Annotated in this window: 25 protein-coding genes; 14 read left to right on the top strand and 11 right to left on the bottom strand. The window is 73.0% G+C overall.

Going from position 1 to position 26,562, the window contains the following annotated elements; all coding sequences use genetic code 11:
* Positions 1–79: 79 nt before the first annotated feature.
* The gene (locus PS271_RS05485) at positions 80–886 is read right to left on the bottom strand and encodes an ABC transporter permease (RefSeq protein WP_398380573.1); all 807 of its coding nucleotides are present in this window, start codon (positions 884–886) and stop codon (positions 80–82) included.
* Positions 883–1,842, bottom strand: coding sequence for an ABC transporter ATP-binding protein (locus PS271_RS05480; RefSeq protein ID WP_398380572.1), 960 nt, complete (start codon positions 1,840–1,842; stop codon positions 883–885). The genes PS271_RS05485 and PS271_RS05480 overlap by 4 nt, the downstream gene beginning before the upstream one ends.
* A gap of 227 nt (positions 1,843–2,069) precedes the next feature.
* Here PS271_RS05480 and PS271_RS05475 point away from each other — a divergent pair, with 227 nt between their 5' ends.
* The 8 genes from PS271_RS05475 to PS271_RS05440 all read left to right on the top strand — a co-directional run bounded on the left by PS271_RS05475 (position 2,070) and on the right by PS271_RS05440 (position 8,762).
* On the top strand, positions 2,070–2,888 hold the full coding sequence (locus PS271_RS05475; protein ID WP_398380570.1) for an ArsR family transcriptional regulator: 819 nt from the start codon (positions 2,070–2,072) through the stop codon (positions 2,886–2,888).
* Positions 2,885–4,306, top strand: coding sequence for a Fe-S cluster assembly protein SufB (sufB, locus tag PS271_RS05470; RefSeq protein WP_058044943.1), 1,422 nt, complete (start codon positions 2,885–2,887; stop codon positions 4,304–4,306). Before PS271_RS05475 ends, sufB begins: the two co-directional genes overlap by 4 nt.
* Before the next feature lie 93 nt (positions 4,307–4,399).
* Positions 4,400–5,590 carry a Fe-S cluster assembly protein SufD gene (sufD, locus tag PS271_RS05465; protein WP_398380567.1) on the top strand — a complete coding sequence of 397 codons (1,191 nt, stop codon included), beginning with the start codon at positions 4,400–4,402 and terminating at the stop codon, positions 5,588–5,590.
* Positions 5,587–5,913: a non-heme iron oxygenase ferredoxin subunit gene (locus PS271_RS05460; RefSeq protein WP_356274601.1), complete on the top strand. Its 327-nt coding sequence runs from the start codon at positions 5,587–5,589 to the stop codon at positions 5,911–5,913. The genes sufD and PS271_RS05460 overlap by 4 nt, the downstream gene beginning before the upstream one ends.
* A gap of 7 nt (positions 5,914–5,920) precedes the next feature.
* Entirely contained in the window at positions 5,921–6,688 is a 768-nt protein-coding gene (gene sufC, locus PS271_RS05455) for a Fe-S cluster assembly ATPase SufC (protein ID WP_398380565.1), read from the top strand.
* Positions 6,685–7,941, top strand: a complete 1,257-nt coding sequence (locus PS271_RS05450; protein ID WP_398380563.1) for a cysteine desulfurase — start codon at positions 6,685–6,687, stop codon at positions 7,939–7,941. The genes sufC and PS271_RS05450 overlap by 4 nt, the downstream gene beginning before the upstream one ends.
* Before the next feature lie 12 nt (positions 7,942–7,953).
* Positions 7,954–8,427, top strand: coding sequence for a Fe-S cluster assembly sulfur transfer protein SufU (gene sufU, locus PS271_RS05445; RefSeq protein ID WP_398380561.1), 474 nt, complete (start codon positions 7,954–7,956; stop codon positions 8,425–8,427).
* Complete coding sequence (locus tag PS271_RS05440; protein ID WP_235486682.1) at positions 8,424–8,762, top strand: metal-sulfur cluster assembly factor; 339 nt, start codon at positions 8,424–8,426, stop codon at positions 8,760–8,762. Before sufU ends, PS271_RS05440 begins: the two co-directional genes overlap by 4 nt.
* A gap of 66 nt (positions 8,763–8,828) precedes the next feature.
* Here PS271_RS05440 and PS271_RS05435 read toward each other — a convergent pair whose 3' ends face one another.
* On the bottom strand, positions 8,829–9,821 hold the full coding sequence (locus PS271_RS05435) for an agmatine deiminase family protein (RefSeq protein ID WP_398380558.1): 993 nt from the start codon (positions 9,819–9,821) through the stop codon (positions 8,829–8,831).
* A gap of 48 nt (positions 9,822–9,869) precedes the next feature.
* Here PS271_RS05435 and PS271_RS05430 point away from each other — a divergent pair, with 48 nt between their 5' ends.
* Together PS271_RS05430 and dapD are read left to right on the top strand one after the other, a co-directional pair.
* Positions 9,870–10,235, top strand: coding sequence for a VOC family protein (locus PS271_RS05430; RefSeq protein WP_398380557.1), 366 nt, complete (start codon positions 9,870–9,872; stop codon positions 10,233–10,235).
* A gap of 104 nt (positions 10,236–10,339) precedes the next feature.
* Positions 10,340–11,329 carry a 2,3,4,5-tetrahydropyridine-2,6-dicarboxylate N-succinyltransferase gene (gene dapD / locus PS271_RS05425; RefSeq protein WP_398380554.1) on the top strand — a complete coding sequence of 330 codons (990 nt, stop codon included), beginning with the start codon at positions 10,340–10,342 and terminating at the stop codon, positions 11,327–11,329.
* Positions 11,330–11,418: 89 nt separating this feature from the next.
* On the opposite strand, the gene dapA is transcribed toward dapD, so the two are convergent.
* Together dapA and PS271_RS05415 are read right to left on the bottom strand one after the other, a co-directional pair.
* On the bottom strand, positions 11,419–12,312 hold the full coding sequence (gene dapA, locus PS271_RS05420; protein ID WP_398380552.1) for a 4-hydroxy-tetrahydrodipicolinate synthase: 894 nt from the start codon (positions 12,310–12,312) through the stop codon (positions 11,419–11,421).
* A gap of 71 nt (positions 12,313–12,383) precedes the next feature.
* Complete coding sequence (locus PS271_RS05415) at positions 12,384–14,228, bottom strand: DUF8508 domain-containing protein (protein ID WP_398380550.1); 1,845 nt, start codon at positions 14,226–14,228, stop codon at positions 12,384–12,386.
* Positions 14,229–14,537: 309 nt separating this feature from the next.
* Between PS271_RS05415 and PS271_RS05410 the strand changes: the two genes are divergently transcribed.
* From PS271_RS05410 to PS271_RS05400, 3 genes are all read left to right on the top strand, one after another.
* Positions 14,538–16,043: a hypothetical protein gene (locus PS271_RS05410; RefSeq protein ID WP_398380548.1), complete on the top strand. Its 1,506-nt coding sequence runs from the start codon at positions 14,538–14,540 to the stop codon at positions 16,041–16,043.
* 528 nt (positions 16,044–16,571) lie between these two features.
* Positions 16,572–18,017, top strand: coding sequence for an alkaline phosphatase PhoX (locus PS271_RS05405; protein ID WP_398380546.1), 1,446 nt, complete (start codon positions 16,572–16,574; stop codon positions 18,015–18,017).
* A 43-nt stretch (positions 18,018–18,060) separates the two neighbouring features.
* Positions 18,061–19,095: an MsnO8 family LLM class oxidoreductase gene (locus tag PS271_RS05400; RefSeq protein ID WP_398380544.1), complete on the top strand. Its 1,035-nt coding sequence runs from the start codon at positions 18,061–18,063 to the stop codon at positions 19,093–19,095.
* Here the strand turns inward: PS271_RS05400 and PS271_RS05395 are convergent.
* The 5 genes from PS271_RS05395 to PS271_RS05375 form a co-directional block, all read right to left on the bottom strand.
* Positions 19,070–20,281 carry a TerD family protein gene (locus PS271_RS05395; protein WP_398380542.1) on the bottom strand — a complete coding sequence of 404 codons (1,212 nt, stop codon included), beginning with the start codon at positions 20,279–20,281 and terminating at the stop codon, positions 19,070–19,072. The genes PS271_RS05400 and PS271_RS05395 overlap by 26 nt on opposite strands.
* A gap of 107 nt (positions 20,282–20,388) precedes the next feature.
* Positions 20,389–21,228 carry an NAD-dependent epimerase/dehydratase family protein gene (locus PS271_RS05390; protein WP_398380540.1) on the bottom strand — a complete coding sequence of 280 codons (840 nt, stop codon included), beginning with the start codon at positions 21,226–21,228 and terminating at the stop codon, positions 20,389–20,391.
* A gap of 121 nt (positions 21,229–21,349) precedes the next feature.
* Positions 21,350–22,024, bottom strand: a complete 675-nt coding sequence (locus tag PS271_RS05385; RefSeq protein ID WP_398380539.1) for a response regulator transcription factor — start codon at positions 22,022–22,024, stop codon at positions 21,350–21,352.
* Positions 22,021–23,307: a sensor histidine kinase gene (locus tag PS271_RS05380; protein WP_398380537.1), complete on the bottom strand. Its 1,287-nt coding sequence runs from the start codon at positions 23,305–23,307 to the stop codon at positions 22,021–22,023. The genes PS271_RS05385 and PS271_RS05380 overlap by 4 nt, the downstream gene beginning before the upstream one ends.
* Positions 23,304–24,377, bottom strand: coding sequence for a hypothetical protein (locus tag PS271_RS05375; RefSeq protein WP_398380535.1), 1,074 nt, complete (start codon positions 24,375–24,377; stop codon positions 23,304–23,306). Before PS271_RS05375 ends, PS271_RS05380 begins: the two co-directional genes overlap by 4 nt.
* 105 nt (positions 24,378–24,482) lie before the next feature.
* Here PS271_RS05375 and PS271_RS05370 point away from each other — a divergent pair, with 105 nt between their 5' ends.
* On the top strand, positions 24,483–25,604 hold the full coding sequence (locus PS271_RS05370) for an aminotransferase class V-fold PLP-dependent enzyme (protein ID WP_398380533.1): 1,122 nt from the start codon (positions 24,483–24,485) through the stop codon (positions 25,602–25,604).
* Between the two features lie 58 nt (positions 25,605–25,662).
* Here the strand turns inward: PS271_RS05370 and thpD are convergent, their stop codons facing one another.
* Positions 25,663–26,559: an ectoine hydroxylase gene (gene thpD, locus PS271_RS05365; RefSeq protein WP_398380531.1), complete on the bottom strand. Its 897-nt coding sequence runs from the start codon at positions 26,557–26,559 to the stop codon at positions 25,663–25,665.
* Between the last annotated feature and the right edge of the window lie 3 nt (positions 26,560–26,562).

Below are 26,562 nucleotides of genomic sequence, written 5' to 3'. Positions count from 1 at the left end.
GTAAGGGGGAGCTTGTGCACGGATTCACGAGGGGTGGGTGTCCCTCTGCCGTGTCCCTCTGCCGTGTCCCTCCGGGGCTTCACTCCCAGCGGAAGAGCTTCCCCGCCGCTCCCAGGCCCAGGACCGCCCACACCGCGAGGACGCCGAGGTCGCCCCAGGGCATGCCCGCGCCGTGCTGGAGCACGTCCCGCAGGCCGTCCGAGAGCGCCGAGATCGGCAGCAGCTCCAGCACCGCCCGCACCCCGCCGGGGAACTTCTCCATCGGCACGATCACGCCGCCGCCGACCAGCAGCAGGAGGAAGACGAGGTTCGCCGCGGCGAGCGTCACCTCGGCCTTCAGCGTGCCGGCCATCAGCAGCCCCAGTCCGGAGAACGCCGCCGTGCCCAGCAGGAGCAGCAGCAGGACCGCGAAGGGGTTGCCCTGCGGGGACCAGCCCAGCGCGAAGGCGATCACCGTCAGCAGCACGATCTGGAGCACCTCGGTGACCAGCACCGAGCAGGTCTTCGCCGTCATCAGCGCCCAGCGCGGCAGCGGCGTGGCGCCCAGGCGCTTGAGCACGCCGTAGCGGCGCTCGAAGCCGGTCGCGATGGCCTGGCCGGTGAACGCCGTGGACATCACCGCCAGCGCGAGCACGCCCGGGGCGAGGAAGTCGACGGCCTTGCCCTCACCGGTGTCTACGATGTCGACGGCGCTGAAGAGCACCAGCAGCAGCGTGGGGATGACGACGGTCAGCAGCAGCTGCTCGCCGTTGCGCAGCAGCATGCGGGTCTCCAGCGCGGCCTGCGCGCGGATCATCCGGGAGAGGGGTGCGGCACCGGGCCGCGGGCTGTGTTCCCCCGGGGGGCAACCCCCGGCCCCCCGGCCGGTCTCTACGTACCCGCTCATGCCCGCAGCTCCTTACCGGTCAGTTCGAGGAAGACGTCCTCCAGCGTGTGCCGCTCGACCGCGATGCGGTCGGGCATGACGCCGTTCTGCGCGCACCACGTGGTCACCGTGGCGAGCAGCTGCGGGTCGATGCGGCCGCCCACGCGGTACGTGCCCGGGGTCAGCTCCGTCGCCGTGGACTCGGCGGGCAGGGCCTTCAGGAGCGAGCCGAGGTCCAGGCCGGGCCGGCCGCTGAAGCGCAGGGTGTTCTCCGCGCCGCCCCGGCACAGCTCCTCGGGGCTGCCCTGGGCGATGACGCGGCCGCTGTCGATGATGGCGACGTCGTCGGCCAGGGCCTCGGCCTCGTCCATGTAGTGCGTGGTGAGGACGACGGTGACGCCGTCGGCGCGCAGCTCGCGCACCAGGTCCCAGGTGGCGTGCCGGGCCTGCGGGTCCAGGCCGGCCGTCGGCTCGTCCAGGAAGACCAGCTCGGGGCGGCCGACGACGGCCATGGCGAGCGCGAGGCGCTGCTGCTGGCCGCCGGAGAGCCGCCGGTAGGCGGTCCGGCCGCAGCTGCCGAGGCCCAGCCGGTCTATCAGGGAGGGCACGTCCAGGGGGTGGGCGTGCAGGGCGGCGACGTGGCGCAGCATCTCCTCCGCGCGCGCCCCTGCGTACACCCCTCCGCTCTGCAGCATCACGCCCACGCGGGGGCGGAGGGCCGCGGAGTCGGCGACGGGGTCGAGCCCGAGGACGCGGACGGTGCCCGCGTCGGGGCGCCGGTAGCCCTCGCAGGTCTCGATCGTGGTGGTCTTGCCGGCTCCGTTGGGGCCGAGGACGGCGGTGAGGCCGCCCCGGGCGACGGACAGGTCGAGCCCGTCCACCGCGGCCTTCGGTCCGTACCGCTTGACCAGACCGCGGACCTCGACCGCGGGCCGGTCCGGGGCCTCGGGGGTGTCCCCCGGGAAGACGCTGCGCATGGCGGGAAGTCTACGAAGCCGGGCGTGTCCCCACAGGCCCCGGGGTGGAACCGGAAGCGGAGGAGGGGCCCTCGCCCGCCTGCTCCGGGCTGCTTCCCGCCGCTTCCCCGGTGCTCCCCGGGCAAGATCGACGGGTGGCGCTTAGGTAACCCTTAGTGATCGAGGACACCGCCGGACGGCGGGGGCGAGGCTTGTCCGCCTCCGGGTAATTACGCAACAATGGTGTTGTGAAATACGCGGGCGAGGCTTCGCAGGGCCCCGCGGCCGGTCCGGGAGGACCCGTGGCCGCCGGGCCGCAGCAGCCTGCGCCCGGGCCCGTGCGCGAGGACGAGCGCCGCGAGCACGGCCATGACGAGCAGCGCGGCACCCGCAATCGCGTCGCCCGCTCCATCCTCGATCACGGCCCCTCCACCGCGGCCGAGCTGGCACTGCGCCTGGAGCTCACCCAGGCCGCCGTCCGCCGCCACCTCGACACCCTCGTCGCCGAGGGCGTCGTCGAGCCCCGCGAGAAGCGGGTCTACGGCGCCCGGGGCCGCGGCCGCCCCGCCAAGGCCTTCGCCCTGACCGACTGCGGCCGCGACGCCTTCGACCAGGCCTACGACCAGCTCGCGGGCGACGCCCTGCGCTGGATCGCGCAGGCCGCCGGCGGCGGCGAGATGGGAGAGGCCGCCGTCGCGGCCTTCGCCCGCGCCCGGATGGCCGCCCAGGCCGAGGGCTACCGCCGCGCGCTGGAGGCGGCCCCGCCCGAATCCCGCACGGAGGCCCTGGCCAGGGCATTGACCGCGGACGGGTACGCTGCTACGGCGCGTAGCGCGCCGGTCGGCGAACAGCTTTGCCAGCACCACTGCCCGGTCGCCCATGTCGCCGAGCAGTTCCCGCAGCTGTGCGAGGCGGAGACCGAGGTCTTCTCCCGCCTGCTCGGGACACATGTGCAGCGTCTTGCCACCATCGCCCACGGCGACGGGGTGTGCACGACGTTCATCCCGAAGAGCAAGACCAAGACCACCACAGCATCCGCCAGCACGGCCGGGAGGAACCCCGCATGACTCTCCCCACGGAGACTGCCCACCCTGAGCTCGAAGGCCTGGGCACGTACGAATACGGCTGGGCCGACTCCGACGTGGCCGGCGCCGCAGCCAAGCGCGGCCTCTCCGAAGCGGTCGTCCGCGACATCTCGGCCAAGAAGTCCGAGCCGGAGTGGATGCTCAAGCTGCGCCTGAAGGGCCTGAAGCTCTTCGACAAGAAGCCCATGCCGACCTGGGGCTCCGACCTCTCCGGCATCGACTTCGACAACATCAAGTACTTCGTCCGCTCCACCGAGAAGCAGGCCGCCACCTGGGAGGACCTGCCGGAGGACATCAAGAACACCTACGACAAGCTGGGCATCCCGGAGGCCGAGAAGCAGCGCCTCGTCGCCGGTGTCGCCGCCCAGTACGAGTCGGAGGTCGTCTACCACCAGATCCGCGAGGACCTGGAGGAGCAGGGCGTCATCTTCCTGGACACCGACACCGCCCTGAAGGAGCACCCCGAGCTCTTCCAGGAGTACTTCGGCACGGTCATCCCCGTCGGCGACAACAAGTTCGCCTCGCTGAACTCCGCCGTGTGGTCCGGCGGCTCCTTCATCTACGTCCCCAAGGGTGTCCACGTGGACATCCCGCTCCAGGCCTACTTCCGCATCAACACGGAGAACATGGGCCAGTTCGAGCGGACGCTGATCATCGTCGACGAGGACGCCTACGTCCACTACGTCGAGGGCTGCACCGCCCCGATCTACTCCTCGGACTCGCTGCACAGCGCCGTCGTGGAGATCATCGTCAAGAAGGGCGGCCGCTGCCGCTACACGACCATCCAGAACTGGTCGAACAACGTCTACAACCTCGTCACCAAGCGCGCCGTGGCCTACGAGGGCGCGACCATGGAGTGGGTCGACGGCAACATCGGCTCCAAGGTGACGATGAAGTACCCCGCCGTCTACCTGATGGGCGAGCACGCCAAGGGCGAGACGCTGTCCATCGCCTTCTCCGGCCAGGGCCAGCACCAGGACGCCGGCGCCAAGATGGTCCACATGGCGCCGAACACCTCCTCCAACATCGTCTCCAAGTCGGTGGCGCGAGGCGGCGGCCGCACCTCCTACCGCGGCCTGATCGAGATCGGCGAGGGCGCCCACGGCTCCAAGTCGAACGTGCTCTGCGACGCCCTGCTCGTGGACACCATCTCCCGCTCGGACACCTACCCCTACGTCGACGTCCGCGAGGACGACGTCTCCATGGGCCACGAGGCGACCGTCTCCAAGGTCAGCGACGACCAGCTCTTCTACCTGATGAGCCGCGGTCTCTCCGAGGACGAGGCGATGGCCATGATCGTGCGCGGTTTCGTGGAGCCGATCGCCCGCGAGCTGCCCATGGAGTACGCGCTGGAGCTCAACCGGCTGATCGAGCTGCAGATGGAAGGCTCCGTCGGCTGACCCTCCCCCCGCCCCGGAGGCGGGGGAGGGGCACGGACGCCCCCGACCGCAGCAGCGAACCCTTTGTGACAGGAAGAGAGCACGACGACAGCCATGGCTGACAACACCCCCGCCGGCAGCACGACCGACGGCGCCATCCAGGTGGGCGGGCCGCAGCAGCCCATCGACGCGCGCGTGAGCGCCCCCGCCTCGTACGACGTGGCGGACTTCCCCGTGCCGCACGGCCGCGAGGAGGAGTGGCGGTTCACCCCGCTGGAGCGCCTGCGCGGTCTGCACGACGGCACGGCCGTCGACCAGGGCGTGGACGGCGGCGGCGTCAAGGTCGAGGTGAGCGCCCCCGCGGGCGTCACCGTCGAGACCGTCGGCCGCGACGACGCCCGCCTCGGCCGGGCCGGCAAGCCGGTCGACCGCGTCGCCGCCCAGGCCTACAGCTCCTTCGAGAAGGCCTCGGTCGTCTCGATTCCCAAGGACGCGGTGCTCACCGAGCCCGTCACGATCTCCGTGCACGGCGAGGGCGGCGTGGCCTTCGGCCACCAGGTGATCGAGGTCGGCGCCTTCGCCGAGGCCGTCGTCGTCCTCGACCACACCGGTGACACCACGCTCGCCGCCAACGTCGAGTTCCTCGTCGGCGACGGCGCCAAGCTCACCGTCGTCTCCGTCCAGGACTGGGACGCCACCGCGGTGCACGCCGCCCAGCACACCGCGCTGGTCGGCCGCGACGCCTCCTTCAAGTCCGTCGTCGTCACCTTCGGCGGCGACCTGGTCCGCCTCCACCCCCGGGTCGTCTACGGCGCCCCCGGCGGCGAGGCCGAGCTCTACGGTCTGTACTTCACGGACAAGGGCCAGCACCAGGAGCACCGCCTCTTCGTCGACCACGACACCCCGCACTGCCGCAGCAACGTCGCCTACAAGGGCGCGCTGCAGGGCCAGGACGCCCACGCCGTCTGGATCGGCGACGTCCTCATCCGCGCGGAGGCCGAGGGCACCGACACCTACGAGCTCAACCGCAACCTCGTCCTCACCGACGGCGCCCGCGTCGACTCCGTGCCCAACCTGGAGATCGAGACCGGCGAGATCGTCGGCGCCGGCCACGCCTCGGCGACCGGCCGCTTCGACGACGAGCAGCTGTTCTACCTGATGGCCCGCGGCATCCCGGCCGACGAGGCCCGCCGCCTGGTCGTCCGCGGCTTCTTCGCCGAGCTGGTCCAGCAGATCGGCATCCCGGAGCTGGAGGAGCGCCTCATCGCCAAGATCGAGGCCGAGCTGGAGGCGTCGGTGGCATGAGCGAGACCCTCTACGTCAAAGTGGCCGCCCTGAGCGACCTGGAGGAGGACACCCCCAAGCGGGTCGAGATCGACGGCGTCCCCGTCTCCCTCGTCCGCACCGAGGGAGAGGTCTTCGCCATCAACGACATCTGCTCCCACGCGAACGTCTCGCTCTCCGAGGGCGAGGTGGAGGACTGCGCCATCGAGTGCTGGCTGCACGGCTCCAGCTTCGACCTGCGCACCGGAAAGCCCTCCGGCCTGCCCGCCACGCGCCCCGTCCCCGTATACCCCGTCAAGATCGAAGGGGACGACGTGCTCGTCTCCGTCACCCAGGAGTCCTGAGTTCCCCATGGCAACGCTTGAGATCCACGACCTGCACGTCTCCGTCGAAGCCGAGAACGGCCCGCGCGAGATCCTCAAGGGCGTCGACCTGACCGTGAAGCAGGGCGAGACCCACGCCATCATGGGCCCCAACGGCTCCGGCAAGTCGACCCTGGCGTACTCCCTGGCGGGTCACCCCAAGTACACGATCACCGGCGGCACCGTCACCCTCGACGGCGAGGACGTCCTGGAGATGTCCGTCGACGAGCGCGCCCGCGCCGGCGTCTTCCTCGCCATGCAGTACCCCGTCGAGGTGCCCGGCGTCTCCGTCTCCAACTTCCTGCGCACCTCCGCCACCGCCATCCGCGGCGAGGCCCCCAAGCTGCGCACCTGGGTGAAGGAGGTCAAGGGGGCCATGGAGCGCCTCAACATGGACCCCGCCTTCGCCGAGCGCAACGTCAACGAGGGCTTCTCCGGCGGTGAGAAGAAGCGCCACGAGATCCTCCAGCTGGAGCTCCTCAAGCCGAAGATCGCGATCCTCGACGAGACCGACTCCGGCCTCGACGTCGACGCGCTGCGCCAGGTCTCCGAGGGCGTCAACCGCGTCCGCGAGACCGGCGAGGTCGGCACCCTGCTGATCACCCACTACACGCGCATCCTGCGCTACATCAAGCCCGACTTCGTCCACGTCTTCTCGGGCGGCCGCATCGTCGAGTCCGGCGGCGCCGAGCTCGCCGACAAGCTCGAGGCCGAGGGCTACGAGGCCTACCAGACGAAGGGTGGCATCACCGCGTGACCATACTGCCGGGCCTCCTCGACACCGAGGCGATTCGCAAGGACTTCCCCATCCTGGACCGCACGGTCCACGACGGTAAGAAGATCGTCTACCTGGACTCCGCGGCCACCTCCCAGAAGCCGCGCCAGGTGCTCGACGCGCTCAACGCGTACTACGAGCGGCACAACGCCAACGTCCACCGCGGCGTCTACACCATCGCCGAGGAGGCCACGGCGCTGTACGAGGGCGCCCGCGACAAGGTCGCCGCCTTCATCAACGCGCCCAGCCGCGACGAGGTCATCTTCACCAAGAACGCCTCCGAGTCGCTCAACCTCGTGGCCAACATGCTCGGCTGGGCCGACGAGCCCTACCGGGTCGACCACGACACCGAGATCGTCATCACGGAGATGGAGCACCACTCCAACATCGTCCCGTGGCAGCTGCTCTCGCAGCGCACCGGCGCGAAGCTGAAGTGGTTCGGCCTCACCGACGACGGCCGGCTCGACCTGTCCAACATCGACGAGATCATCACCGAGAAGACCAAGGTCGTCTCGTTCGTGCTGGTCTCCAACATCATGGGCACGGTCAACCCCGTCGAGACCATCGTCCGGCGCGCCCAGGAGGTCGGTGCGCTCGTCGTCATCGACGCCTCCCAGGCCGCCCCGCACATGGTGCTGGACGTCCAGGCCCTCCAGGCCGACTTCGTGGCCTTCACCGGCCACAAGATGTGCGGCCCGACGGGCATCGGCGTCCTGTGGGGCCGCCAGGAGCTGCTGGAGGACCTCCCGCCGTTCCTCGGCGGCGGCGAGATGATCGAGACCGTCTCGATGCACTCCTCGACCTACGCGCCCGCGCCGCACAAGTTCGAGGCCGGTACGCCCCCGATCGCCCAGGCCGTCGGCCTCGGCGCCGCGGTGGACTACCTCTCCGCCATCGGCATGGAGAACATCGCCCGGCACGAGCACGCGATCACGCAGTACGCGGTCACGCGCCTCCAGGAAGTCCCGGACCTGCGGATCATCGGCCCCACCACGGCCGAGGACCGCGGCGCCACGATCTCCTTCACGCTCGGCGACATCCACCCGCACGACGTGGGCCAGGTCCTCGACGAGCAGGGCATCGCCGTCCGCGTCGGCCACCACTGCGCGCGGCCCGTCTGCCTCCGGTACGGAATTCCCGCGACCACGCGAGCGTCGTTCTATCTGTACTCCACCCCCGGCGAGGTCGACGCCCTGGTCGCGGGTCTGGAGCACGTCCGGAACTTCTTCGGGTAGAGCGGGGTACTTGTGAAGCTTGATTCGATGTACCAGGACGTCATCCTGGACCACTACAAGCACCCGCACGGGCGGGGCTTGCGGGACGGCGACGCCGAGGTGCACCACGTCAACCCCACCTGCGGCGACGAGATCACGCTGCGGGTGCGCATGTCCGGCGACACCATCGAGGACGTCTCGTACGAGGGCCAGGGCTGTTCCATCAGCCAGGCCAGCGCCTCCGTGCTCAACGAGCTGCTGGTCGGCAAGGAGCTGGAGCAGGCGCGGAAGATCCAGGAGACCTTCCTGGAGCTGATGCAGTCCAAGGGCCGCATCGAGCCGGACGACGCGATGGAGGAGGTGCTGGAGGACGCGGTCGCGTTCGCCGGCGTCTCCAAGTACCCGGCGCGCGTGAAGTGTGCTCTGCTGAGCTGGATGGCGTGGAAGGACGCGACCGCCCAGGCCATGGGTGAAGGCCGCGACAACACAGCAAGGAAGACCGCATGAGCGACAACGCAGAGATGACCACCAAGCCGGCCACCGAGGAGGAGGTCCGCGAGGCCCTCTACGACGTGGTCGACCCCGAGCTGGGCATCGACGTCGTCAACCTCGGCCTGATCTACGGCATCCACATCGACGACGCCAACATCGCCACCCTCGACATGACCCTGACGTCCGCGGCCTGCCCGCTGACCGACGTCATCGAGGACCAGGCGAAGTCCTGCACGGAGGGCATCGTCAACGAGCTCCGGATCAACTGGGTCTGGATGCCGCCGTGGGGCCCCGACAAGATCACCGACGAGGGCCGCGAGCAGCTCCGCGCCCTCGGCTTCAACGTCTGAGGCGTCGCCCGAGCAACGTCTGAGCCGTACTCCGTACGACGGCAGCAGCCCGCCCCTGACCCCCGGTCAGGCGGCGGGCTGCTGCTGTGTGGCGCAGTGGATGCCGCCGCCGCCCTCGGCCAGGTCGTGGATCCCGACCGTGCGGACGGCGTGTCCCGGGTGGAGATCGGCCAGGAGGGACGCGGCGCGTTCGTCGGCGCGGCGGTCGCCGAAGCGGGGGACGATCACGGCGCCGTTCGCCACGTAGTAGTTGGCGTAGCAGCCGAGGAAGTCCTCGCCGCGCCGGCCGAGGGCGGCCGGGTCGGGCTCGGGGAGGTCCACGATCTCCAGGGGCCGGCCGCGGGCGTCGGTGGCCGCCTCCAGGGTGGCGCGCGCCTGCTCGTACACGCGCGTCCAGACGTCCGGCTGCGCCCCCGGCGGCGGGCTGCTGAGCAGGACGGTGCCGGGGGCGGCGAAGCGGGCCAGGGCGTCGACGTGGCAGTCGGTGACGTCCTCGCCGCGCACGCCCTCCAGCCAGATCACCTTGCTGACGCCGAGCAGGTCCACGAGCATGCGTTCGATCTCGTCGCGGGTCCGGCCCGGGTTGCGGTTGTCGTTCACCAGCGAGCTCTCGGTGACCAGCAGCGTGCCCTCGCCGTCGGTCTCCAGCGAGCCGCCCTCCGCGACGAGCGGCGCCTCGACGCGCGGCACGCCGAAGGCCTCCAGCACCCGGCGGGCCACCAGGGCGTCCCTCGGGTGGGCCTGCTTGCCGCCCCAGCCGTTGAAGCCGAAGTCGATCCCGGCGGGGCCGTCCGGGCCGGTCACGAAGACGGGCCCGGAGTCCCGCAGCCACAGGTCGTCGACGGGCACCTCCACGACCTCCACGCCCCCGCCGCACGCCTTCCGCGCCGCCGCGGCGTCCTCGGGCCCGGCGAGCAGCACCACCGGCTCGTACTCCGCGATCACCCGGGCGACGGCGGCGACGTCCCTCCGCACGGCGCCGGTGTACGGGCCCCACACGGGTCCGGCCGGCGGCCAGCCCATGAAGGTGCGCAGGTGGGGCTGTGATTCGGCAGACATCTGATGCATCGTGGGGAATCCTCGGAGCCGCTCGGACAGACTGTGATCATGGCTTCTTCGCTCTACACCGTCGTCATCGACGCACACGACATGCGCGCGCAGGCGCAGTTCTGGTGCGGGGTCCTCGACTGGAAGGTGCTCTACGAGGATGACGCGGAAATCGTCATCGGCGTTGACGAGACCGCGACCCCCGGCATCACCTTCGTGCCCGTGGAGGAGGGCAAGACCCTCAAGAACCGGCTGCACATCGACCTCAACCCCGACGACCTCGACGCCGAGGTCGCCCGCATCACCGCGCTCGGCGCCCGCCCGGCGGACGTGGGGCAGGGCCCGGACGTCACCTGGCGCGTCCTCGCCGACCCCGAGGGCAACGAGTTCTGCGTGCTGAGCCCCAAGCGGTCGCTCGTGGCCTAGCCACCGGCTCCGGGCCGGAGGCACGGGCCGGGTGCCGGGGCGCGGGCGCCCCACCGTGGCGACCGGTTCGCCTTGAGAGGCTCCGGCCGGTTAGGTTTTCGAGCATGACCGATGCTGTTGCCACCCGTACCACCGGCGCCGTCGCCGCCGGCCTCGCCACGATCACCCAGGACGGGACCGTCCTCGACACCTGGTTCCCCGCCCCGGAGCTCACCGGGGACGCCGGCCCGGCCGGCACCGAGCGGCTGACCGCCGAGCGCGCCGCCGAGCTGCTCGGCGAGAACGCCCTCAAGGCCGTCGGCCCGGACCCGCGCCGCGGCGTCGAGGTCGTGGCCGTCCGTACGGTCATCGCCTCGCTGGACGACAAGCCGCTCGACGCCCACGACGCCTACCTGCGCCTGCACCTGCTCTCGCACCGCCTGGTGAAGCCGCACGGCCAGAACCTGGACGGCATCTTCGGCCTGCTCGCCAACGTCGCCTGGACGTCCCTCGGCCCCGTCGCCGTCGACCAGGTCGAGACGGTGCGCCTGAACGCCCGCGCCGAGGGCCTGCACCTCCAGGTGACGAGCATCGACAAGTTCCCCCGGATGACGGACTACGTCGCCCCGTCCGGCGTCCGCATCGCCGACGCCGACCGGGTCCGCCTCGGCGCGTACATCGGCTCGGGCACGACCGTCATGCACGAGGGCTTCGTCAACTTCAACGCCGGCACGCTGGGCACCTCCATGGTCGAGGGCCGCATCAGCGCGGGCGTCGTCGTCGGCGACGGCACCGACATCGGCGGCGGCGCCTCCACCATGGGCACGCTCTCCGGCGGCGGCAAGCAGATCATCTCCATCGGCGAGCGCTGCCTGCTCGGCGCCGAGTCGGGCATCGGCATCGCCCTCGGCGACGAGTGCGTGGTCGAGGCCGGCCTCTACGTGACCGCGGGCACCCGCGTCACCCTGCCGGACGGCGAGGTCGTCAAGGCGCTGACCCTGTCGGGCGCCGACAACATCCTCTTCCGCCGCAACTCCACCACGGGCGCCGTCGAGGCCCGCCCGTACAAGAGCTCCTGGGGCGGCCTGAACGAGATCCTGCACAGCCACAACTAAGCAGGGCCGAGCACGGCTGAGCACGGCGACGCAGCGGAGCGGCCGCACCCCGGGCGAGGGGTGCGGCCGCTCCTGCGCCGGCGGGGGCCTCAGAGCGCCTTGTACGCCTGGAGCAGTGCCTCCGTGCGCTCCGGGGCCGCCGCGCGCAGGGGCGCCCGTACCGGACCGGCCGGCAGGCCGAGGGCGTTCAGCAGGGCCTTCGCCGTCACCGTGCCCGGCAGGCCCGACGCCATCATCAGCTCCACCAGGGGCAGCAGCCGCGCGTGCAGCCGGGTCGCCTCCGCGGTGTCGCCGCGGTCGTACGCGTCGAGCACCGACGCCACCGCCCCGCCCGCGACGTTCGCGACCGTGCTGATGTATCCGACGCCTCCCACCGAGCGCAGCGGAAGGTTCAGCTCCTCGCAGCCCGAGTAGTAGGCGAGGTCCGTCGCGGCGATGACCTTCGCGCTGCCCAGCAGGTCGTAGGCGCAGTCCTTGACGCCGGCGATGCGCGGGTGCTCCGCGAGCCGCAGCATGGTGGCGGGCTCGATGCGGGTGCCGGTGCGGCCGGGGATGTCGTAGAGCATCACCGGCAGCCCGGTCGCGTCGGCCACGGTCAGGAAGTGCTCGGCGATGTCCTCCTGCGGCGGCCGGCTGTAGTACGGGGTCACCACCAGCACCCCGTGCGCCCCCGCCGCCTCGGCGGCCCGGGCCAGCTCGGCGGTGTGCCGGGTACTGGCCGTGCCGACGCCCGCCGTGATCCGCGCCCGGTCGCCGACGGCCTCCGCCACGGCGCGGATGAGCGCGCTCTTCTCCGCGTCGCTGGTCGTCGGCGATTCGCCGGTGGTGCCGCTGAGGACGAGCCCGTCGCAGCCGCCCTCCCCGACGAGCCGGTCGGCGAGGGCCTGCGCTCCGTCGAGGTCGAGCTCTCCCTCCGGGGTGAAGGGGGTGACCATCGCGCAGACGGTACGGCCGAAGGGGCTGGCGGGAGTCGTGATCGTCATGGACGCGATTCTCGGCCCCTTCGACCGTACAGGTCTATTTAATTGTTCTCGCTGTCACCGCTAAGCACTGCTTACGGCTTCCAGCGCAGCACCTGCGGGTCATGGTCGCTCGCCTGGTCGGCGAACTCCGCGTTGACGTGGACGATGTCGTAGTCCACCCGGCGTACGTGAGGGCTGGTCAGGATGTGGTCGAGCACCTGGGAGTTGCCCTGGTAGACGTAGCCGTAGCGCTGGGCGCGCGGCAGCCGGGCGACCTGGTCGGTGAGCACCTTGCCCGCCGTGAGGGCCTTCAGCGCGGGCGAGAACTGGTAGTCGTTCAGGTCGCCCGCGACGATGACGTTCGCGTTCCGGTCGGCCGCCAGCAGCTGCTTGACGAACCCGTTCACGAGCTCGGCCTGCTGGGTGCGCTGCACCTCCGAGGAGCGGGCCGGCGGCTGGAAGCGGCTGTCGACGCCCTGGTCGCCGCCCTTCGAGTTGAAGTGGTTCGCGACGACGAAGACCCGCTGACCGCGGAAGGTGAACTGGCCCGCGAGCGGCTTGCGGCTGTTCGCCCACGCGGCGTTCCCGGGCTCGACCCGGCCCGGGGAGGCCGACAGCGCGGCCTTGCCACCCTCGCGGACGGCCTTCACCGCGGTGGTGGAGTCGCCGCCGGGCTTGTCGGTGAAGGACACCCGGGCGGGGTTGAAGAGGAAGGCGGTACGGATGTTGCCGCCCGGCTGGCCGCCGTCCTGGTCGTTGACGGGGTTGATCTGCCGCCACTGGTAGGCCGGGCCGCCCGCCGCCTTGATGGCGTCCGTGAGCTTCTTCAGCGTCTGGCCCGCGTCCACCACGCCGTTGTCGGTGACGCCGTTGTCGTCCTGGACCTCCTCCAGGGCGACGATGTCGGGCGAGGCGAGGTTGGTGACCAGCGCGGACGCCAGCCGGTCGAACTTCGCCTGCGACGTCTTGGGGGAGAGGTTCTCGACGTTGTACGTGGCGACCGCCAGCTCGTCGCCGCGCTGCTTGCGGGTGGTCTCGCGCTTCAGGCCCCGGTCGGTGAGCTTGCCGAGCTCGGTGGCCTGGAGGGTGTAGCCGCCGAAGTTGTCGTAGTCCAGCGGGCCCGCGGTGGTGCCGGACAGCTCGTCGCCGACGTTGGCGACGGGGAAGGGCCGCTGGGCGAACGGGATCAGCGAGGTGACCTTGACACGGCCGGCGTTCGGGTCGCGGTACGCGCCGTAGAGCGCGCCGCCGCGGCTCGTGCGGTTGCGGCGGGGCTCGGCGGTGACCCACAGCTCGTTGTGCGGACTGGTCGCGCCGACGACGGGGGCGTTCTGCACGGAGACGCGCATGCCCTCAAGCGACTCGTAGCGGTCCAGGGCGTACGTGCCCGGGCGCAGCGCCAGCTTCTCGATCGAGCCGCCGTGCGCGTCGGGCGCGTAGCGGTCCGGGATCTGCGACGGGCTGAGCCGGACGGGGGCCGGCAGGGCGTTGCCGGAGGACGCGACGCGCCACGTGGCCTTGGTGAGCTCCGTGACCGACTGGAGGCCGGCCGCCTCGCCGCCCGGGTAGTACTCGGTGACGGTGCCGGAGACGGTCACGGCGTCGCCCACGGCCACGGCCGGGGTGGTGGAGCCGGTGAAGACGAAGATGCCCTCGCTCGTGGCGTCGTTGCGGTCCGGGTGCGTGTCCTGCATCCAGAAGCCGCGGGCCGAGCCGAAGGCGCGGACGGCGGTGACGACGCCCGGCACGTCCGCGACCTGCCGGCCGGCGAGCGGGGAGAGGCGGGTCGTGCCCTGGATGTCGTGGATGCGCAGGCCCTCGGCGCTCGCCGCCTCCGGGGCGGCGAGCAGCCCGGCCGCGAGCGCGGTGGCGAGGAGGGAGCCGAGGGCCGCGGGTCTGCGCAGGGTGGCGCGGCGGGCGGACGGGGGAGTGGGCACGGTGGCCTCCGGTAGGGATTGCGAGGGGGGTATGACGTGGAGGAGTCGTCGTTGACGCGATCCTGACGATCTCTACGCGCGTCAATGTCTTGCGAGCCCAGGGAAGTTGTCAAGGTTCCGCGGGTAACCGTCAGCCATATGTCCGGCGGCGGTTCGGCGAACCGGGCGGCAGGGCGGAAATCCCGTCTACGCTTGGGCGTACCGCGCCCGGTCTGCGGCGCCGCATGCCACACCGCATGTCACCACGCGTGTCGCCGCACGTCACCGCACGTGCCGCGGCGCATGTCACGACGAGGAGAGACCCCCCTGATGTCCGGAGACCGTCCGACCATGCCGCCGGTGCGGCTCCCCTCCGACGCGGAGCTCGCGCGCGACGCGCTGTCCGCGCCGCTGCTCGCCCGCGCCGCGAAGCTCGCGCGCTGGGCCGGCGAGGAGGGCATTCCGGTCGGGGTCGGCGGCGAGCTGCTCGCGGCGCAGCTGCGGGAGGCCACGGAGCTCCTCGGGCTCGCGGGCGACGAGGACGGCGACGCGTACGCCATGGACGCGTGGCAGCACGCGCTCGACACGGGGCTGGTCGACTTCGAGGAGCACGAGGAGACCGGGGACGGCGAGGAGGCGGAGCCCGGCGAGGACGAGCCCCGCGGCATCGCCGTCGCCGGCGAGGAGCTCGCCACGCTCGCCTCCGGCAGCCCCTCCGACATCCTCGAGCTGTGGCTCGCCGGCTTCGAGAGCGTCCTCGCCGACGCCGCCGCGCCCGACCTCGGCGACATCGCCGACCGGATCGCCGAGGGCGAGGACCTCGACCTCGACTCCCTCGACTGGGACCCCGAGGGCGAGGCCGACTTCCTCGACGGCGTCCTCGGCAACCTCTACCTGCTCACCGCGCTGGAGCAGAGCGACGCCGAGCGGCCCGTGCCGCTGCCGGCGCTCGCCGCGTCCATGATCGTGCCGGATGACATGGACGAGCCCACGGACGACATCCTCGAAGAGGTCTCCGACGCGATGATGCGCCTGGACGACCAGTTCCGGCTGCTCGCGCCCACCGGCGTCATCGCGTACCGGCCCGTCGACGAGTCCCTCATCGAGGAGGTCGACGGCGAGGGCCACATCCGCGAGTCCGTCGACGGCGTCACCTCCGACAGCCCCGAGGAGGAGGACGTCAGCCGCTACGGCATGGTCTCCCTCACCCCGCTCGGCGTCCTCGCCGTCCGGGACCGGATGCAGGAGGCGGGCGTCGACGCCCCCGTCGTCGGCGACCTCGCCGACAAGGGCGCGGACGCGCTCCTGGCCGCGCTGCCCGGCCACCCGGAGACGGCCGCGCGCGCGGAGGCCGAGCTGTGGCTCGCCCGCCGTACGCCTGAGGCCGCCGCCGCGGAGCTGCTCGCCGCCGGGCGCGGCGACGACCTGGACGCGCCGTCCCGCCGCCTCGCCTGCCAGCAGACGCTCTCCCTCCTCGGCGCCGGCGCCGAGCCCGCCGTGCGCGAGGTCCTCGACGACCGCGAGCTCGGCGGCCTCGCCCGCGTGTGGCTCGCCGAGCACGGCGCGGCGGACGTGCCCGAGCCGGGCGAGGACATGGTCTTCTGGCTGACCATCGACACGATCGCCGCCCAGCTGGCGGCCTCCGGCGACACGGACGAGCTGCGCGGGCTGGTGGAGGGCCTCGTCGGGCAGCACAGCGGGTTCTTCGACGCGGCGTGGCGGGTGGACCACCCGGCGACGGCGGACGTCCTGGAGGCGATGGGCCGCCTCCACCCGGACAAGAAGGTGGCCAAGGAGGCCCGCAAGGCCGCCTTCAAGGCCCGCTCCCGAGGCTGACACGCGGGGCCCGGCGGCGCCGGGAGCTCCTTCGCCGCGGCGCGCCAGGATCTCCTTCCGCCGCGGCGGTGATCAGCCACCGCGGTGGTGTCCGGCGGTGCCGTGCGGGCTTGAGCGGGTTTCGGCACCGCCGGTAGGGGTCGTGGGGCTTGTTCGCCGTTGCGGCGGGAGAGTGCGGCGGCGCTACGTCCCGGGGGCGGGTCGGTCGGCGCTGCCGAAACCTGCTTCCGCCGCGGCGGTGATCAGCCACCGCGGTGGTGTCCGGCGGTGCCGTGCCGGCTTGAGCGAGTTTTGGCCCCGCCGGTAGGCGCCGCGGGGCTTGTTCGCCGTTGCGGCGGGGGGCACGTCGGGGCCGCCGGAGGCCCCCGGCGCGGTGGGGCGCGTGACGGGCGCCCCGGGAGTGGTGTTCGGGGCGCTGCGCGCCCCGCGACGCTTCGCGTTCCGTTGCGCGTGGTTCGTGTGGTGTTCATACCGTATTCGGTGGGGAACGGGACCGTAGGCGCGTAGCCAGCGGACCCGGGAGTGCAGATGACCCTCAGCCGAAGAGACTTCGCGAAGCGATCCGCCGTCGCCGGCGCCGGGGTGGCGCTCACCGGCAGCGTGGGTGTCCTCGCCACCGCCCCCGGCGCACTCGCCGGCACCGTGCCGGAGCAGCGCGGCGCTCGCCCCCGCCCCGCCCGCGGGCCGGGCTACGGCCCCCTCGTCCGGGATCCCCAGGGCCTCCTCGCCCTGCCGGCCGGCTTCTCGTACCGCGTCATCACCCGGGCCGGCACCACCCGACTGGAGTCGGGCGAGCCCACCCCCTCCCACCACGACGGCACCGCCGCCTTCGAGGGCCCCCGCGGCACCACCCTGCTCGTCAACAACCACGAGCTCAAGGGCCCCCGGGCCGACTGGAAGTACCCCGTGCCGCTCGCGCAGGACCTCGTCTACGACCCCGCCGCGTCCGGCGGCTGCACCGTCGTCGAGGTCTCGCACGACGGCGCGCACGTCACGGAGTGGGTCGGCATCGCCGGCACGTCCACCAACTGCGCCGGCGGCGCCACCCCCTGGGGCACCTGGCTGACCTGCGAGGAGACCGAGGACAAGGCCGGCCGGAACGGCATGACGAAGACGCACGGCTACGTCTTCGAGGTCGACCCGCACGACCGCCGCGCCAACCGCGCCCCCGCGCCCGTCAAGGCCCTCGGCCGGTACGCCCACGAGGCCGTCGTCGTCGACCCGGCCCGCGGCCACCTCTACCTCACCGAGGACGCCGCCGGCCCCAACGGCCTGCTCTACCGCTGGACCCCGCCGGCCGGCTTCCGGCACGGCCGCGGCCGGCTGCGCACCCTCGCCGCCGACGCGGGCAGGCTGCAGGCCTTTAAGTGCTTCGACTCCGGCGGCCGGTTCGTCGACGACCTCTCCCGCGCCACCCGCCCCGGCACGGTGTACGGCGTCGACTGGGCGGACGTGCCCGACCGCGACGCCGCGTCCGTCTCCGTCCGCAAGCAGTTCAAGGGCGGCGAGGTCACCCGGGCCCGCAAGCTGGAGGGCATGTGGTGGGCGGACGGCGGCGCGTACGTCGTGTCGTCGTTCGCCCGCGAGGAGAGCCCCGTGCAGCACGACGGCCAGGTGTGGTTCTACGACCCCCGCCGCCGCACGCTCACGCTGAAGGTCCGCTTCGGCGTCAACGAGGACCCGGAGCGGGACGGCGCCTTCGACGGACCGGACAACATCACGGTCTCCCCGCACGGCGGCCTGGTCATCGCCGAGGACGGCGAGGGCGTGCAGCACCTCTTCGGCGCCCTGGACGACGGCCGCACGTACCCCATCGCCCGCAACGACCTGAACATCGGCACCGAGCAGAAGCCCTCGTACAGCGAGTTCACCGGCGTCACCTTCTCGCCGGACGGCAGGACCCTCTTCGCCAACATCCAGGAGCCCGGCATCATGCTGGCGATCACCGGCCCCTGGCGCCGCCAGGGCAAGTGACCAGCGCCGGGAATCATGACCGGTCGCCCTTGTTGAAGAAGAGGTGACGATCCGGCTCTCCGTACTCGACCGCTCCCGCACCCGCCGGGGCCGCCCGCAGGCCGAGGCACTGCGCGACACCGTACGGTTCGCGCAGCAGGCCGAGGCGCTCGGCTACCACCGCTTCTGGGTCTCGGAGCACCACGGCGTGCCCGGCGTGGCGGGCTCGGCCCCGACCGTGCTCGCCGCGGCGGTCGCCGCCGCGACCTCGCGGATCAGGGTGGGCACGGGCGGCGTGATGCTGCCCAACCACCGCACCCTGGTGGTGGCCGAGCAGTTCGGGGTGCTGGAGTCCCTCTTCCCGGGCCGCATCGACATGGGGCTGGGCCGCTCCGTCGGCTTCACGGACGGCATCCGCCGGGCCCTGGGCACGGAGAAGGAGGCCATGGGGGACTTCGGCGGGCAGCTCGCCGAGCTGGAGGGCTGGTTCACGGACGGCCCGCGGCCGCACCCCGAGGTGCACGCCCGCCCGGCCGAGGGCCTGCGCATCCCCGCGTTCGTCCTGGCCAACGAGGCGGGCGCGGACGTGGCGGCCGCCGCGGGCGCGGCCCTGGTGATCGGCGGCCTGAGCGGCGAGGAGCGGATGCTCGCCGCCGTCGGACGCTACCGGCGCGCGTTCCGGCCGTCGTCGTGGTGGCAGCGCCCGTACGTCGTGGTGGCGGGCAACGTGGCCGTCGCCGGCACCCGCGAGGAGGCCCGCCGGCTGCTCGTCCCCGAGGCGTGGGCGCTGGCCCATTCCCGTACGCACGGCGTCTTCCCGCCCCTGGAGCCCGCGGAGGAGACCGAGGTGCGGGCGATGACCGAGCGCGAGCGCCGCCTGTACGAGGAGGGGCTGCGCGGGCACCTCCACGGCACGGAGGACGAGGTGGCCGCCGCGCTCGGCGCGCTGCTGGAGCGCAGCGGCGCCGACGAGGTGCTGGTCACCACCTCCTCGTACGACCGGGAGGCCCTGCTGGACTCCTACCGCCGGCTGGCCCGGCTCGCGGGCCTGCCGGCGGCGGGAGCCCCGGTGCTCACAGCGCCTGCGCCGCCGGCTTGACGAGGTCGCGGACGGTGCGGGACTTCACGAACTCGCCGAGGGCGGTCATCTCCCACTCGCCCGAGTACTGCCGGACGAACTTCGCCATGAGCACGCCCGTCTTGGGCTCGGAGCCCGTGAGGTCGAAGCGCACCAGCTCCTCGCCGGTGCGGGCGTCGAGGAGGCGGCAGTAGGCCTTGGCGACCTCGCTGAACTTCTGACCGTTGAAGGAGCTGACGGTGAAGACCAGGCCGGTCACCTCCGGCGGCAGACCGCCCATGTGGACCGTGATCGTCTCGTCGTCGCCGGAGCCCTCGCCGGTGAGGTTGTCGCCGGAGTGCTGGACGGCGCCGTTGAGGATCTGGAGCTTGCCGAAGTAGCAGGCGTCGATCATGTTGCGGTCGGGGCCGTAGGCGATGACGGAGGCGTCCAGGTCGATGGCCCGGCCGCCCCATGCGGGCTCCCAGCCCAGGCCCATCTTCACCGACTCCGTCAGCGGCCGGCCGCCCTTGACCAGGGACACCGTCTGGTTCTTCTGGAGGCTCACCCGGCCCTTGTCCAGGTTGACCTTCCCGCTGCCGGGGGCCGGGGCGGGCGGCGCCGGGGGCGCCGCGGGCACGGGCGGCGCGGCCGCGGGCATCGGCGGGGCGGCGACGGGCGGCTGCACGGGGGCCGGGGCGGTGGGCGCCGGGGCGGGGGCCGCGGGCTCCTCCACGCTCACGCCGAAGTCGCCGGCGATCCCCGCCAGGCCGTTCGCGTACCCCTGGCCGACCGCACGCACCTTCCAGGCGCCGGCCCGCCGGTAGACCTCCACGACGACGAGCGCGGTCTCGGAGCCCAGCCGGGGCGGCGTGAACGTGGCCAGGACGGAGCCGTCGTCCGCGCTGCGCACGGTGGCGGTGGGCTCGATGCCCGCGAACGTCTGGCCCTGGGCGTCCGGGCTCGCGGTCACCACGATCTTGTCGATGCCGGCCGGGACGGCGGCGGTGTCCACCGTGATGGCGTCGGGCGTGCCGCCGGACGCGGCGCGGTGGGTCACCCCCGGCCCGGAGGGCTGGTTGTAGAAGACGAAGTCGTCGTCGGAGCGCACCTTGCCGTCGGCGGTGAGCAGCAGGCCCGATACGTCGAGCCGCACCGGGGCGGCGACGTCCACCGTCACGCGGGCGACGGAGAGAGGGATGTTCGAGCCGGGTGTCATAGCGGTCATGCCCCGGGTAACGAGTGGCCGCTCTTTGCGGTTCCATTACCGAACACCTGATGCGGGCTCAGTGCGCTTTCTTTACGGAGTCGGCCGTTCTTTGCCGTCGCCGCAGGTCAGGAGGGGTGCCAGCAGGGCGGCTCGGCGCCGCAGAACTCGCCGCCGACGAACGTGCGGCCGAGGTCGTGGCCCTCCCGCGGGGACTGCTGCTCCTCGTCGGCGAGGAGGGCGGCCGCGTACGGCTCCGAGTCGTCCTCGGGCTCGTAGCCGAGCGCGCGGGCCGAGGACAGGTCCCACCACGCCCGGGTGTTGGCGGAGCTGCCGTAGGCGACGGTGTGGCCGACGCCCTCGGCCGTGAGCGCGGCGTGCACGAGCCGTGCGCAGTCGGCGGGGCTCAGCCAGACCGACAGCATGCGCACGGACGTCGGCTCCGGGAAGCACGCGCCGATGCGCAGGGAGACGGTCTCGATGCCGTACCGGTCCCGGTAGAGGGAAGCGAGGTCCTCGCCGAAGCACTTGGAGAGGCCGTAGAGGGTGTCGGGGCGGTGCGGCGTCTCCACGGGCAGCGGACGGCCGTCCTCGGCGGGCGGCAGGGGCGTGAAGCCGACGGCGTGGTTGCTGGAGGCCAGCACCACGCGCCGTACGCCCGCCTCCCGCACGGCCTCGTAAAGACGGTAGGTGCCCTCGATGTTGGCGCGCAGGATGTCCGCGAACGGCGCCTCCAGGGGGATGCCCGCCAGGTGGACGACCGCGTCCACGCCGTCGAGGGCCTTGCGCAGCGCCTCGCCGCCGGCGCCCGGGTCGGCGAGGTCCGCGGTGGTCGCCTCGGGCTCGCCGGGCACCGGCCGGACGTCCAGGAGGCGCAGCCGGTGGCCGTGGGCGGGGAGCAGGGTGCGCAGGTGGGTGCCGATGCGGCCGGCCGCGCCGGTGAGGAGGACGGTGCGGGGTGAGGGCATGCGCGGGGCCTCCTGAAGGGGGGACGGGACGATGGTCACAAAATAAACGCGGAGGTGCCGGTCCTTGCTCCCGCCGCGGCGGAGGGCGTGCGCGGCGCACGCCCTTAGGCGTGCCCCGGGGTCAGCGGGGGGAGACGAAGCCGCATTCGTAGGCCGCTATGACCGCCTGCGTGCGGTTGCGGACGCCCAGTTTGGAGAGGGCGCCCGCGACGTGGGTCTTCACCGTCGCCGCGCCGAGGAAGAGCTCCGCGGCGATCTCCGCGTTCGACAGGCCCCGGGCCATCAGCCGCAGCACCTCCGCCTCCCGCTCCGACAGCTGCGCGCGCAGCCGCCCCGCGGCCGCCCGCGCCCGGCGCGCCTCCGCGTGCTCCGCGGCGAGGGCGCGCACCGCGGCGGGGAAGAGGAGCGAGTCGCTGCGGGCCACCAGCCGGACGGCCTGGACGAGTTCGTCCGCGTCCGACCGCTTGAGGAGGAACCCGCTCGCCCCGGCGCGCAGCGCGTCGTACACGTAACTGTCGTTCTCGAACGTGGTCACGACGACGACCCGCGGCGGCTTCTCCATCCCGCCGCCCAGCAACTGCTCCGTGGCGCGGATCCCGTCGACGCCGGGCATCCGTACGTCCATCAGCACGACGTCCGGCCGCAGCTCGCGGACGACGGAGACGGCCTCCGCGCCGGTCGAGGCCTCGCCGACGACCTCCAGGTCCTCCTCCGCGCCGAGGATGGCGCGCAGAGCCGTCCGTACCATGCGCTCGTCGTCGGCGAGAACGATCCGCAGGGGCGTTGCCGCCGTCATCGCCCCGCACCCCCGCCCAGCGGCAGGCGGACGGCGAGCCGCCACACGCCGTCCCGCTCGCCCGCACTGCTGCTGCCGCGCAGCAGCCGGGCGCGCTCGGCTATGCCCGTCAGACCGCGGCCGCCGCCGGTGCGGCGGTGCACGCGGTGTGCGTGGCCCTTGCCAGGAGTGACCGGATTTTCCACAGTGACCTCCACGGCCTCGTCGTCCACAGTGATCCGCAGCAGGACGGGCACCCGCCCGGCGTGCCGCAGGGCGTTGGTGAGCCCCTCCTGCACGATCCGGTACGCCTCGCGGGAGACGACCGGGGGTACGCGCTCCAGGCCCGGCGGCGCGGTGAGCTCGACCGCGCCGCCCGCCGCCCGGGCGCGCTCCAGCAGCCCGGCCAGACCGTCGAGGGTCGGGGCGGGCGCGGCGGAAGCGGCGCCGTCCTCGCGCAGCAGCCCCAGGACGGTGTCCAGCTCGCCGACCGCCTCGCGCGTGGTCTCCTCGATCGCGGCGAGCGCCTGCCGGGCGAACTCCGGGTCGGTGTCCAGGACCTTGCGCGCGGCGCTCGCCTGGAGCGTCACCGCGCTGAGGGCGTGCCCCACCGAATCGTGCAACTCGCGCGCCAGCCGGTTGCGCAGGGCCAGCCGCATGGCGTGCTGCTCGGCGGCGGCGAGCCGGTCCGCGGCCGTCGGCCCGAGCAGGACGGGCGCGCAGCGCGCGAGCAGCGCCCCCACGCCCGCGGACAGCGCGGCGAGCAGGGCGAGCAACGCCAGCCCGGCGAACGGCATCAGCAACCGCCCCGGCAGCGACAGATCGCCCAGCCCGTAGGGGGAGTCCGCGCCGCCGGGCGCGCCGGTGACCGGCAGGGCGATCAGCAGCAGCGCGAACGGGGGCATGGCCAGCGACATGCCGCTCACGACGCCACCGGCCAGCAGATGCAGGGTGTACCACAAGGCGGCCCGCCCGCGCGCGGCCCACGACTCGGCCGGGCCCGTCGCCAGCGCCTCCTCGGGCAGCCCGCACAGGGCCCGGGCCGCCACGGACTCCAGGGACCGCACCAGCGGCACCAGCGCCGTCACGGCCGCGGGCACCAGCGCCAGCGCGAAGACGCCGAACTGCCGCCCCGGAGTGTCCGGAAACAGGACGTTCGTACTGCTGATGAAGACCGACAGCAAGGTGCTCGCCAGCAGGTAGTACGGCATCAGCAGCGCGCCCCCGAGCAGGAGGTGCACCCACCGGAGGCGGGCGCGGCGGCCCAGCAGCGCGCGGGCACCGCGCCGGAGAAGAACCGTCACAGGGTGAAGGCCTCCGCCTCGGTGCGCCGCGGAACCGGGGCCGGAACGCGGAGCGGGACCGCCGCAGGCGTACGCGCCGCCGCCGAGCGCACGGCGAAGAAGCGCGCGCCCGCGCCGAGGACCAGCAGGCCGGTGATCACCTGCACAGCGTAGGTGACCGCCATCGCCGCCGTCGGCCCCCGGCCGTCACCGGCCAGCGGCGTCAGCATCGCGAGCAACTGCCAGCCGCCCCACGCGGCCGAGGCGGCCGAGCCCACGCCCGCGAGGAGCAGCGGCACGCGCAGGGGGAGACGGCCGCCCCTGTTCGCCCCGGAGAGCAGCAGGGCGATGCCCGCGACCGTCGCGGCGGCGTAGAGCACGTAGCCCGACTCCACGACCGCGGAGTCGGCGCCGTACCCCCGGGCGATCCGCGGCGACAGGCCCGCCGGCCGGCCGCACGCCCACAGCAGGTGCACCGCGCCGGGCACGACGGCCAGCACCGCCGCCGCGGTCAGCGCGGCACGCTGTCCGCGGCCCGGGGCGGTACCCGCCAGGTCACCGACGCCGCCCTGCCACAGGTGCCCCCAGCGGTCGCGTGCGTACAGCACGAACAGGGCGCCCAGGGCCAGCCCTTGAACGATGAAGCCCGTGTAGACCACCCCGAACACCCACGCGTCCAGGAACGGCCGCTCCCCACTGCCGCCTTGAGCGCCGGCCGGGGGGTTGCTCCCGCCCAGCGCCCGCACCAGAAACTGCACCGGAAACCCGTACATGATGGGCGTCAGCAGCCCCACCGCGCCCCACATCGGCAGGAGCAGCAGCCACGCGGGGACGCGCCTGCCCCACGGGCGCGTCAGCAGCAGGGCGAGAACAACGACGGCGGCGTCCGTCAATACGGTCACGGCGTTCACCACGGCCAGCCCCGCGTCGGCATCCAGCAGGACGCTGCCCTCCGGAATGCCGAGGTGACTCCCCGACAGCCAGGCGGCCTTGAGGCCGAGATAGGGCAGGCATGCGGTGATGGCCGCGGCGCGGAGGGCGCGGCGTTTGGTGGCGTGGTCGTCCCGGAGGAGCGTCGTCGTGCGGGTCATGAGACCAGGGTCCCGGCGTGCACGCGGCCGGGCATCGGCCTGAGCGGCGGACCGCCTCCACCGCAGGGTGGAGCGGCGTCTCCACCCTGCCTCCACCCCTGGTCCGTGGACGGCGGGATCACTGCCGCGCATAGTGGACGAATGGATGACATGAGCAGCGTGATCAGGAGTGGGGGCGCGGGCATCGGGAGCCTTGCGCCCGAGGAGTTCGCGCCCGAGACCGTCTACGTGAACACTGCCGCCACCGGCCTGGTCCCCGCGTCGGCCGTCGCCGCCATGCACGAAGCCGCGACCGCGTTCGCCCGGGGCCGGGCCGGCAGCGAGGACCACTTCGAGGTGGTGAACGCCGTCCGCGGCGCCTTCGCCCGGCTGGTGGGCGTGCCCGCGCGGCGTGTGGCTACGGGGGGATCCGCCGCGGTCTTCTGCGGGCTCATCGCCCAGTCGCTGCCGGACGGCGCGGAAGTGCTGTGCGCCGAGGGCGACTTCAGCTCCCTGGTCAATCCGTTCCACGTCCGGGGGGACCTGCACGTCCGGACCGTCCCCTTGGAGAAGCTCGCCGCGGAGATCCGGCCCGGGACGGCGCTCGTGGCGGTCAGCGCCGTGCAGTCCGCGGACGGGCGCCTCGCCGACCTGCGGGCGATCGGGGAGGCCGCCCGCGCGTACGGGGCCCGGACGCTCGTGGACATCAGCCAGTCCGCGGGGTGGCTGCCGACGGACGCCGGCGCGTACGACTTCACCGTGTGCGTCGGCTACAAGTGGCTCATGGGGCCGCGCGGCACGGCCTTCCTCACCGTGCCGGAGGACCTGGGCGGCCTCAGCCCCGTCTTCGCCGGCTGGGTGGCCGGGAAAGACCCCTGGGAGAGCACGTACGGGCCGGTGACCGAGCTCGCCTCCTCGGCGCGGCGCTACGACCACAACCCCGCCGTCCTCACCTACGTCGGGGCGCAGGCAGGGCTGCGGATCATCGAGGAGCTCGGCCCGGAGCGGATCGCGGCGCACGACCGGGCCCTCGCGGACCGCTTCCGCGAGGGCCTCGTCCGGCTGGGCCACCGGCCGGTGCCGGCGGACGGCTCCGCCATCGTCTCCGTCCCCGGCCCGGGCCCCGCCACGGAGCGCCTCTCGGCGGCGGGCGTACGGGCGAGCGTCCGCGCGGGCCGCCTGCGCGTGGCCTTCCACGTCTACAACGACACGTCCGATGTGGACGCGGTGCTGGCCGCCTTGTCCTGAGGCCGGCCCGGCATCGCCGGGCACCTCCGGTGGGGGTGCCCGGCGATGCGGCCGGCCGCTAGGACACCGGGGTGAAGTCGCGCGCTCCGATGAACTCCGGGCGGGGCACAGGAGCCGCGAAGGGGGCTTCCGCCGTGTTCTCCACGCTGTTGAAGACGATGAACACATTGCTCCGCGCGAACGGCGTGATGTTGTCGCCCGAACCGTGCATGCAGTTGCAGTCGAACCACGTCGCCGAACCGGCCGGGCCGGTGAAGAGACGTATGCCGTGCTGCTCCGCGAGCCCGGCGAGGGCCGTGTCCGACGGCGTGCCCGCCTCCTGCATCCGCAGGGACCGCTTGTAGTTGTCCCGCGGTGTCACCCCCGCGCAGCCCAGGAACGTCCGGTGCGACCCCGGCATGATCATCAGGCTGCCGTTGGTGGGGAGGTTCTCCGTCAGCGCGATCGACACCGACACCGTCCGCATCCGCGGCAGCCCGTCCTCCGCGTGCCACGTCTCGAAGTCCGAGTGCCAGTAGAACCCGGCGGCCCCGAAGCCCGGTTTGACGTTGACCCGCGACTGGTGGACGTAGACGTCGGAGCCGAGGATCTGCCGCGCCCGGCCCACGATCCGCGGATCGCGCACCAGCCCGGCGAACACCTCGCTGATCCGGTGGACCTCGAACACCGACCGCACGTCCTGCGAGTGGGGCTCGACGACCGCTCTCTCGTCGGCCCGCACCGCCGGGTCACTGATCAGCCGGTCGAGCTCGGCGCGCAGGGCGGCCACTTCGTCCGGGGTGATCAGTTCGTCCACGGTGAGGAAGCCGTCGCGTTCGTAGCCCGCGAGGCCGGCCGCGTCGACCGGCCCGGGGGCCGGGGCCCCGGAGGCGGAGGGCCACACCACCGGGTCCCGCCGCGGTACGGCGGCCTCGCGCGTGCCGCGCGTGGGGTAGAGGTCGGTGACCGCGGCCATGGT

The sequence above is a fragment of the Streptomyces sp. SCA2-17 genome, assembly GCF_044336695.1.
Note: the sequence above shows the minus strand (reverse complement) of the source record. Positions and strands in the feature narration are given on the sequence as shown.

Bases quoted from the DNA above. Each gene is read 5' to 3' on its own strand.
- PS271_RS05385 (WP_398380539.1), bottom strand. From the start codon at position 22,024: ATGACGGCGGCAACGCCCCTGCGGATCGTTCTCGCCGACGACGAGCGC.
- PS271_RS05375 (WP_398380535.1), bottom strand. From the start codon at position 24,377: ATGACCCGCACGACGACGCTCCTCCGGGACGACCACGCCACCAAACGC.
- PS271_RS05430 (WP_398380557.1), top strand. From the start codon at position 9,870: ATGGCTTCTTCGCTCTACACCGTCGTCATCGACGCACACGACATGCGC.
- PS271_RS05395 (WP_398380542.1), bottom strand. From the start codon at position 20,281: ATGACCGCTATGACACCCGGCTCGAACATCCCTCTCTCCGTCGCCCGC.
- sufD (WP_398380567.1), top strand. From the start codon at position 4,400: ATGGCTGACAACACCCCCGCCGGCAGCACGACCGACGGCGCCATCCAG.
- PS271_RS05410 (WP_398380548.1), top strand. From the start codon at position 14,538: ATGTCCGGAGACCGTCCGACCATGCCGCCGGTGCGGCTCCCCTCCGAC.
- dapD (WP_398380554.1), top strand. From the start codon at position 10,340: ATGACCGATGCTGTTGCCACCCGTACCACCGGCGCCGTCGCCGCCGGC.
- dapA (WP_398380552.1), bottom strand. From the start codon at position 12,312: ATGACGATCACGACTCCCGCCAGCCCCTTCGGCCGTACCGTCTGCGCG.
- sufB (WP_058044943.1), top strand. From the start codon at position 2,885: ATGACTCTCCCCACGGAGACTGCCCACCCTGAGCTCGAAGGCCTGGGC.
- sufC (WP_398380565.1), top strand. From the start codon at position 5,921: ATGGCAACGCTTGAGATCCACGACCTGCACGTCTCCGTCGAAGCCGAG.
- PS271_RS05480 (WP_398380572.1), bottom strand. From the start codon at position 1,842: ATGCGCAGCGTCTTCCCGGGGGACACCCCCGAGGCCCCGGACCGGCCC.
- PS271_RS05390 (WP_398380540.1), bottom strand. From the start codon at position 21,228: ATGCCCTCACCCCGCACCGTCCTCCTCACCGGCGCGGCCGGCCGCATC.
- thpD (WP_398380531.1), bottom strand. From the start codon at position 26,559: ATGGCCGCGGTCACCGACCTCTACCCCACGCGCGGCACGCGCGAGGCC.
- PS271_RS05440 (WP_235486682.1), top strand. From the start codon at position 8,424: ATGAGCGACAACGCAGAGATGACCACCAAGCCGGCCACCGAGGAGGAG.
- PS271_RS05405 (WP_398380546.1), top strand. From the start codon at position 16,572: ATGACCCTCAGCCGAAGAGACTTCGCGAAGCGATCCGCCGTCGCCGGC.
- PS271_RS05485 (WP_398380573.1), bottom strand. From the start codon at position 886: ATGAGCGGGTACGTAGAGACCGGCCGGGGGGCCGGGGGTTGCCCCCCG.
- PS271_RS05435 (WP_398380558.1), bottom strand. From the start codon at position 9,821: ATGTCTGCCGAATCACAGCCCCACCTGCGCACCTTCATGGGCTGGCCG.
- PS271_RS05460 (WP_356274601.1), top strand. From the start codon at position 5,587: ATGAGCGAGACCCTCTACGTCAAAGTGGCCGCCCTGAGCGACCTGGAG.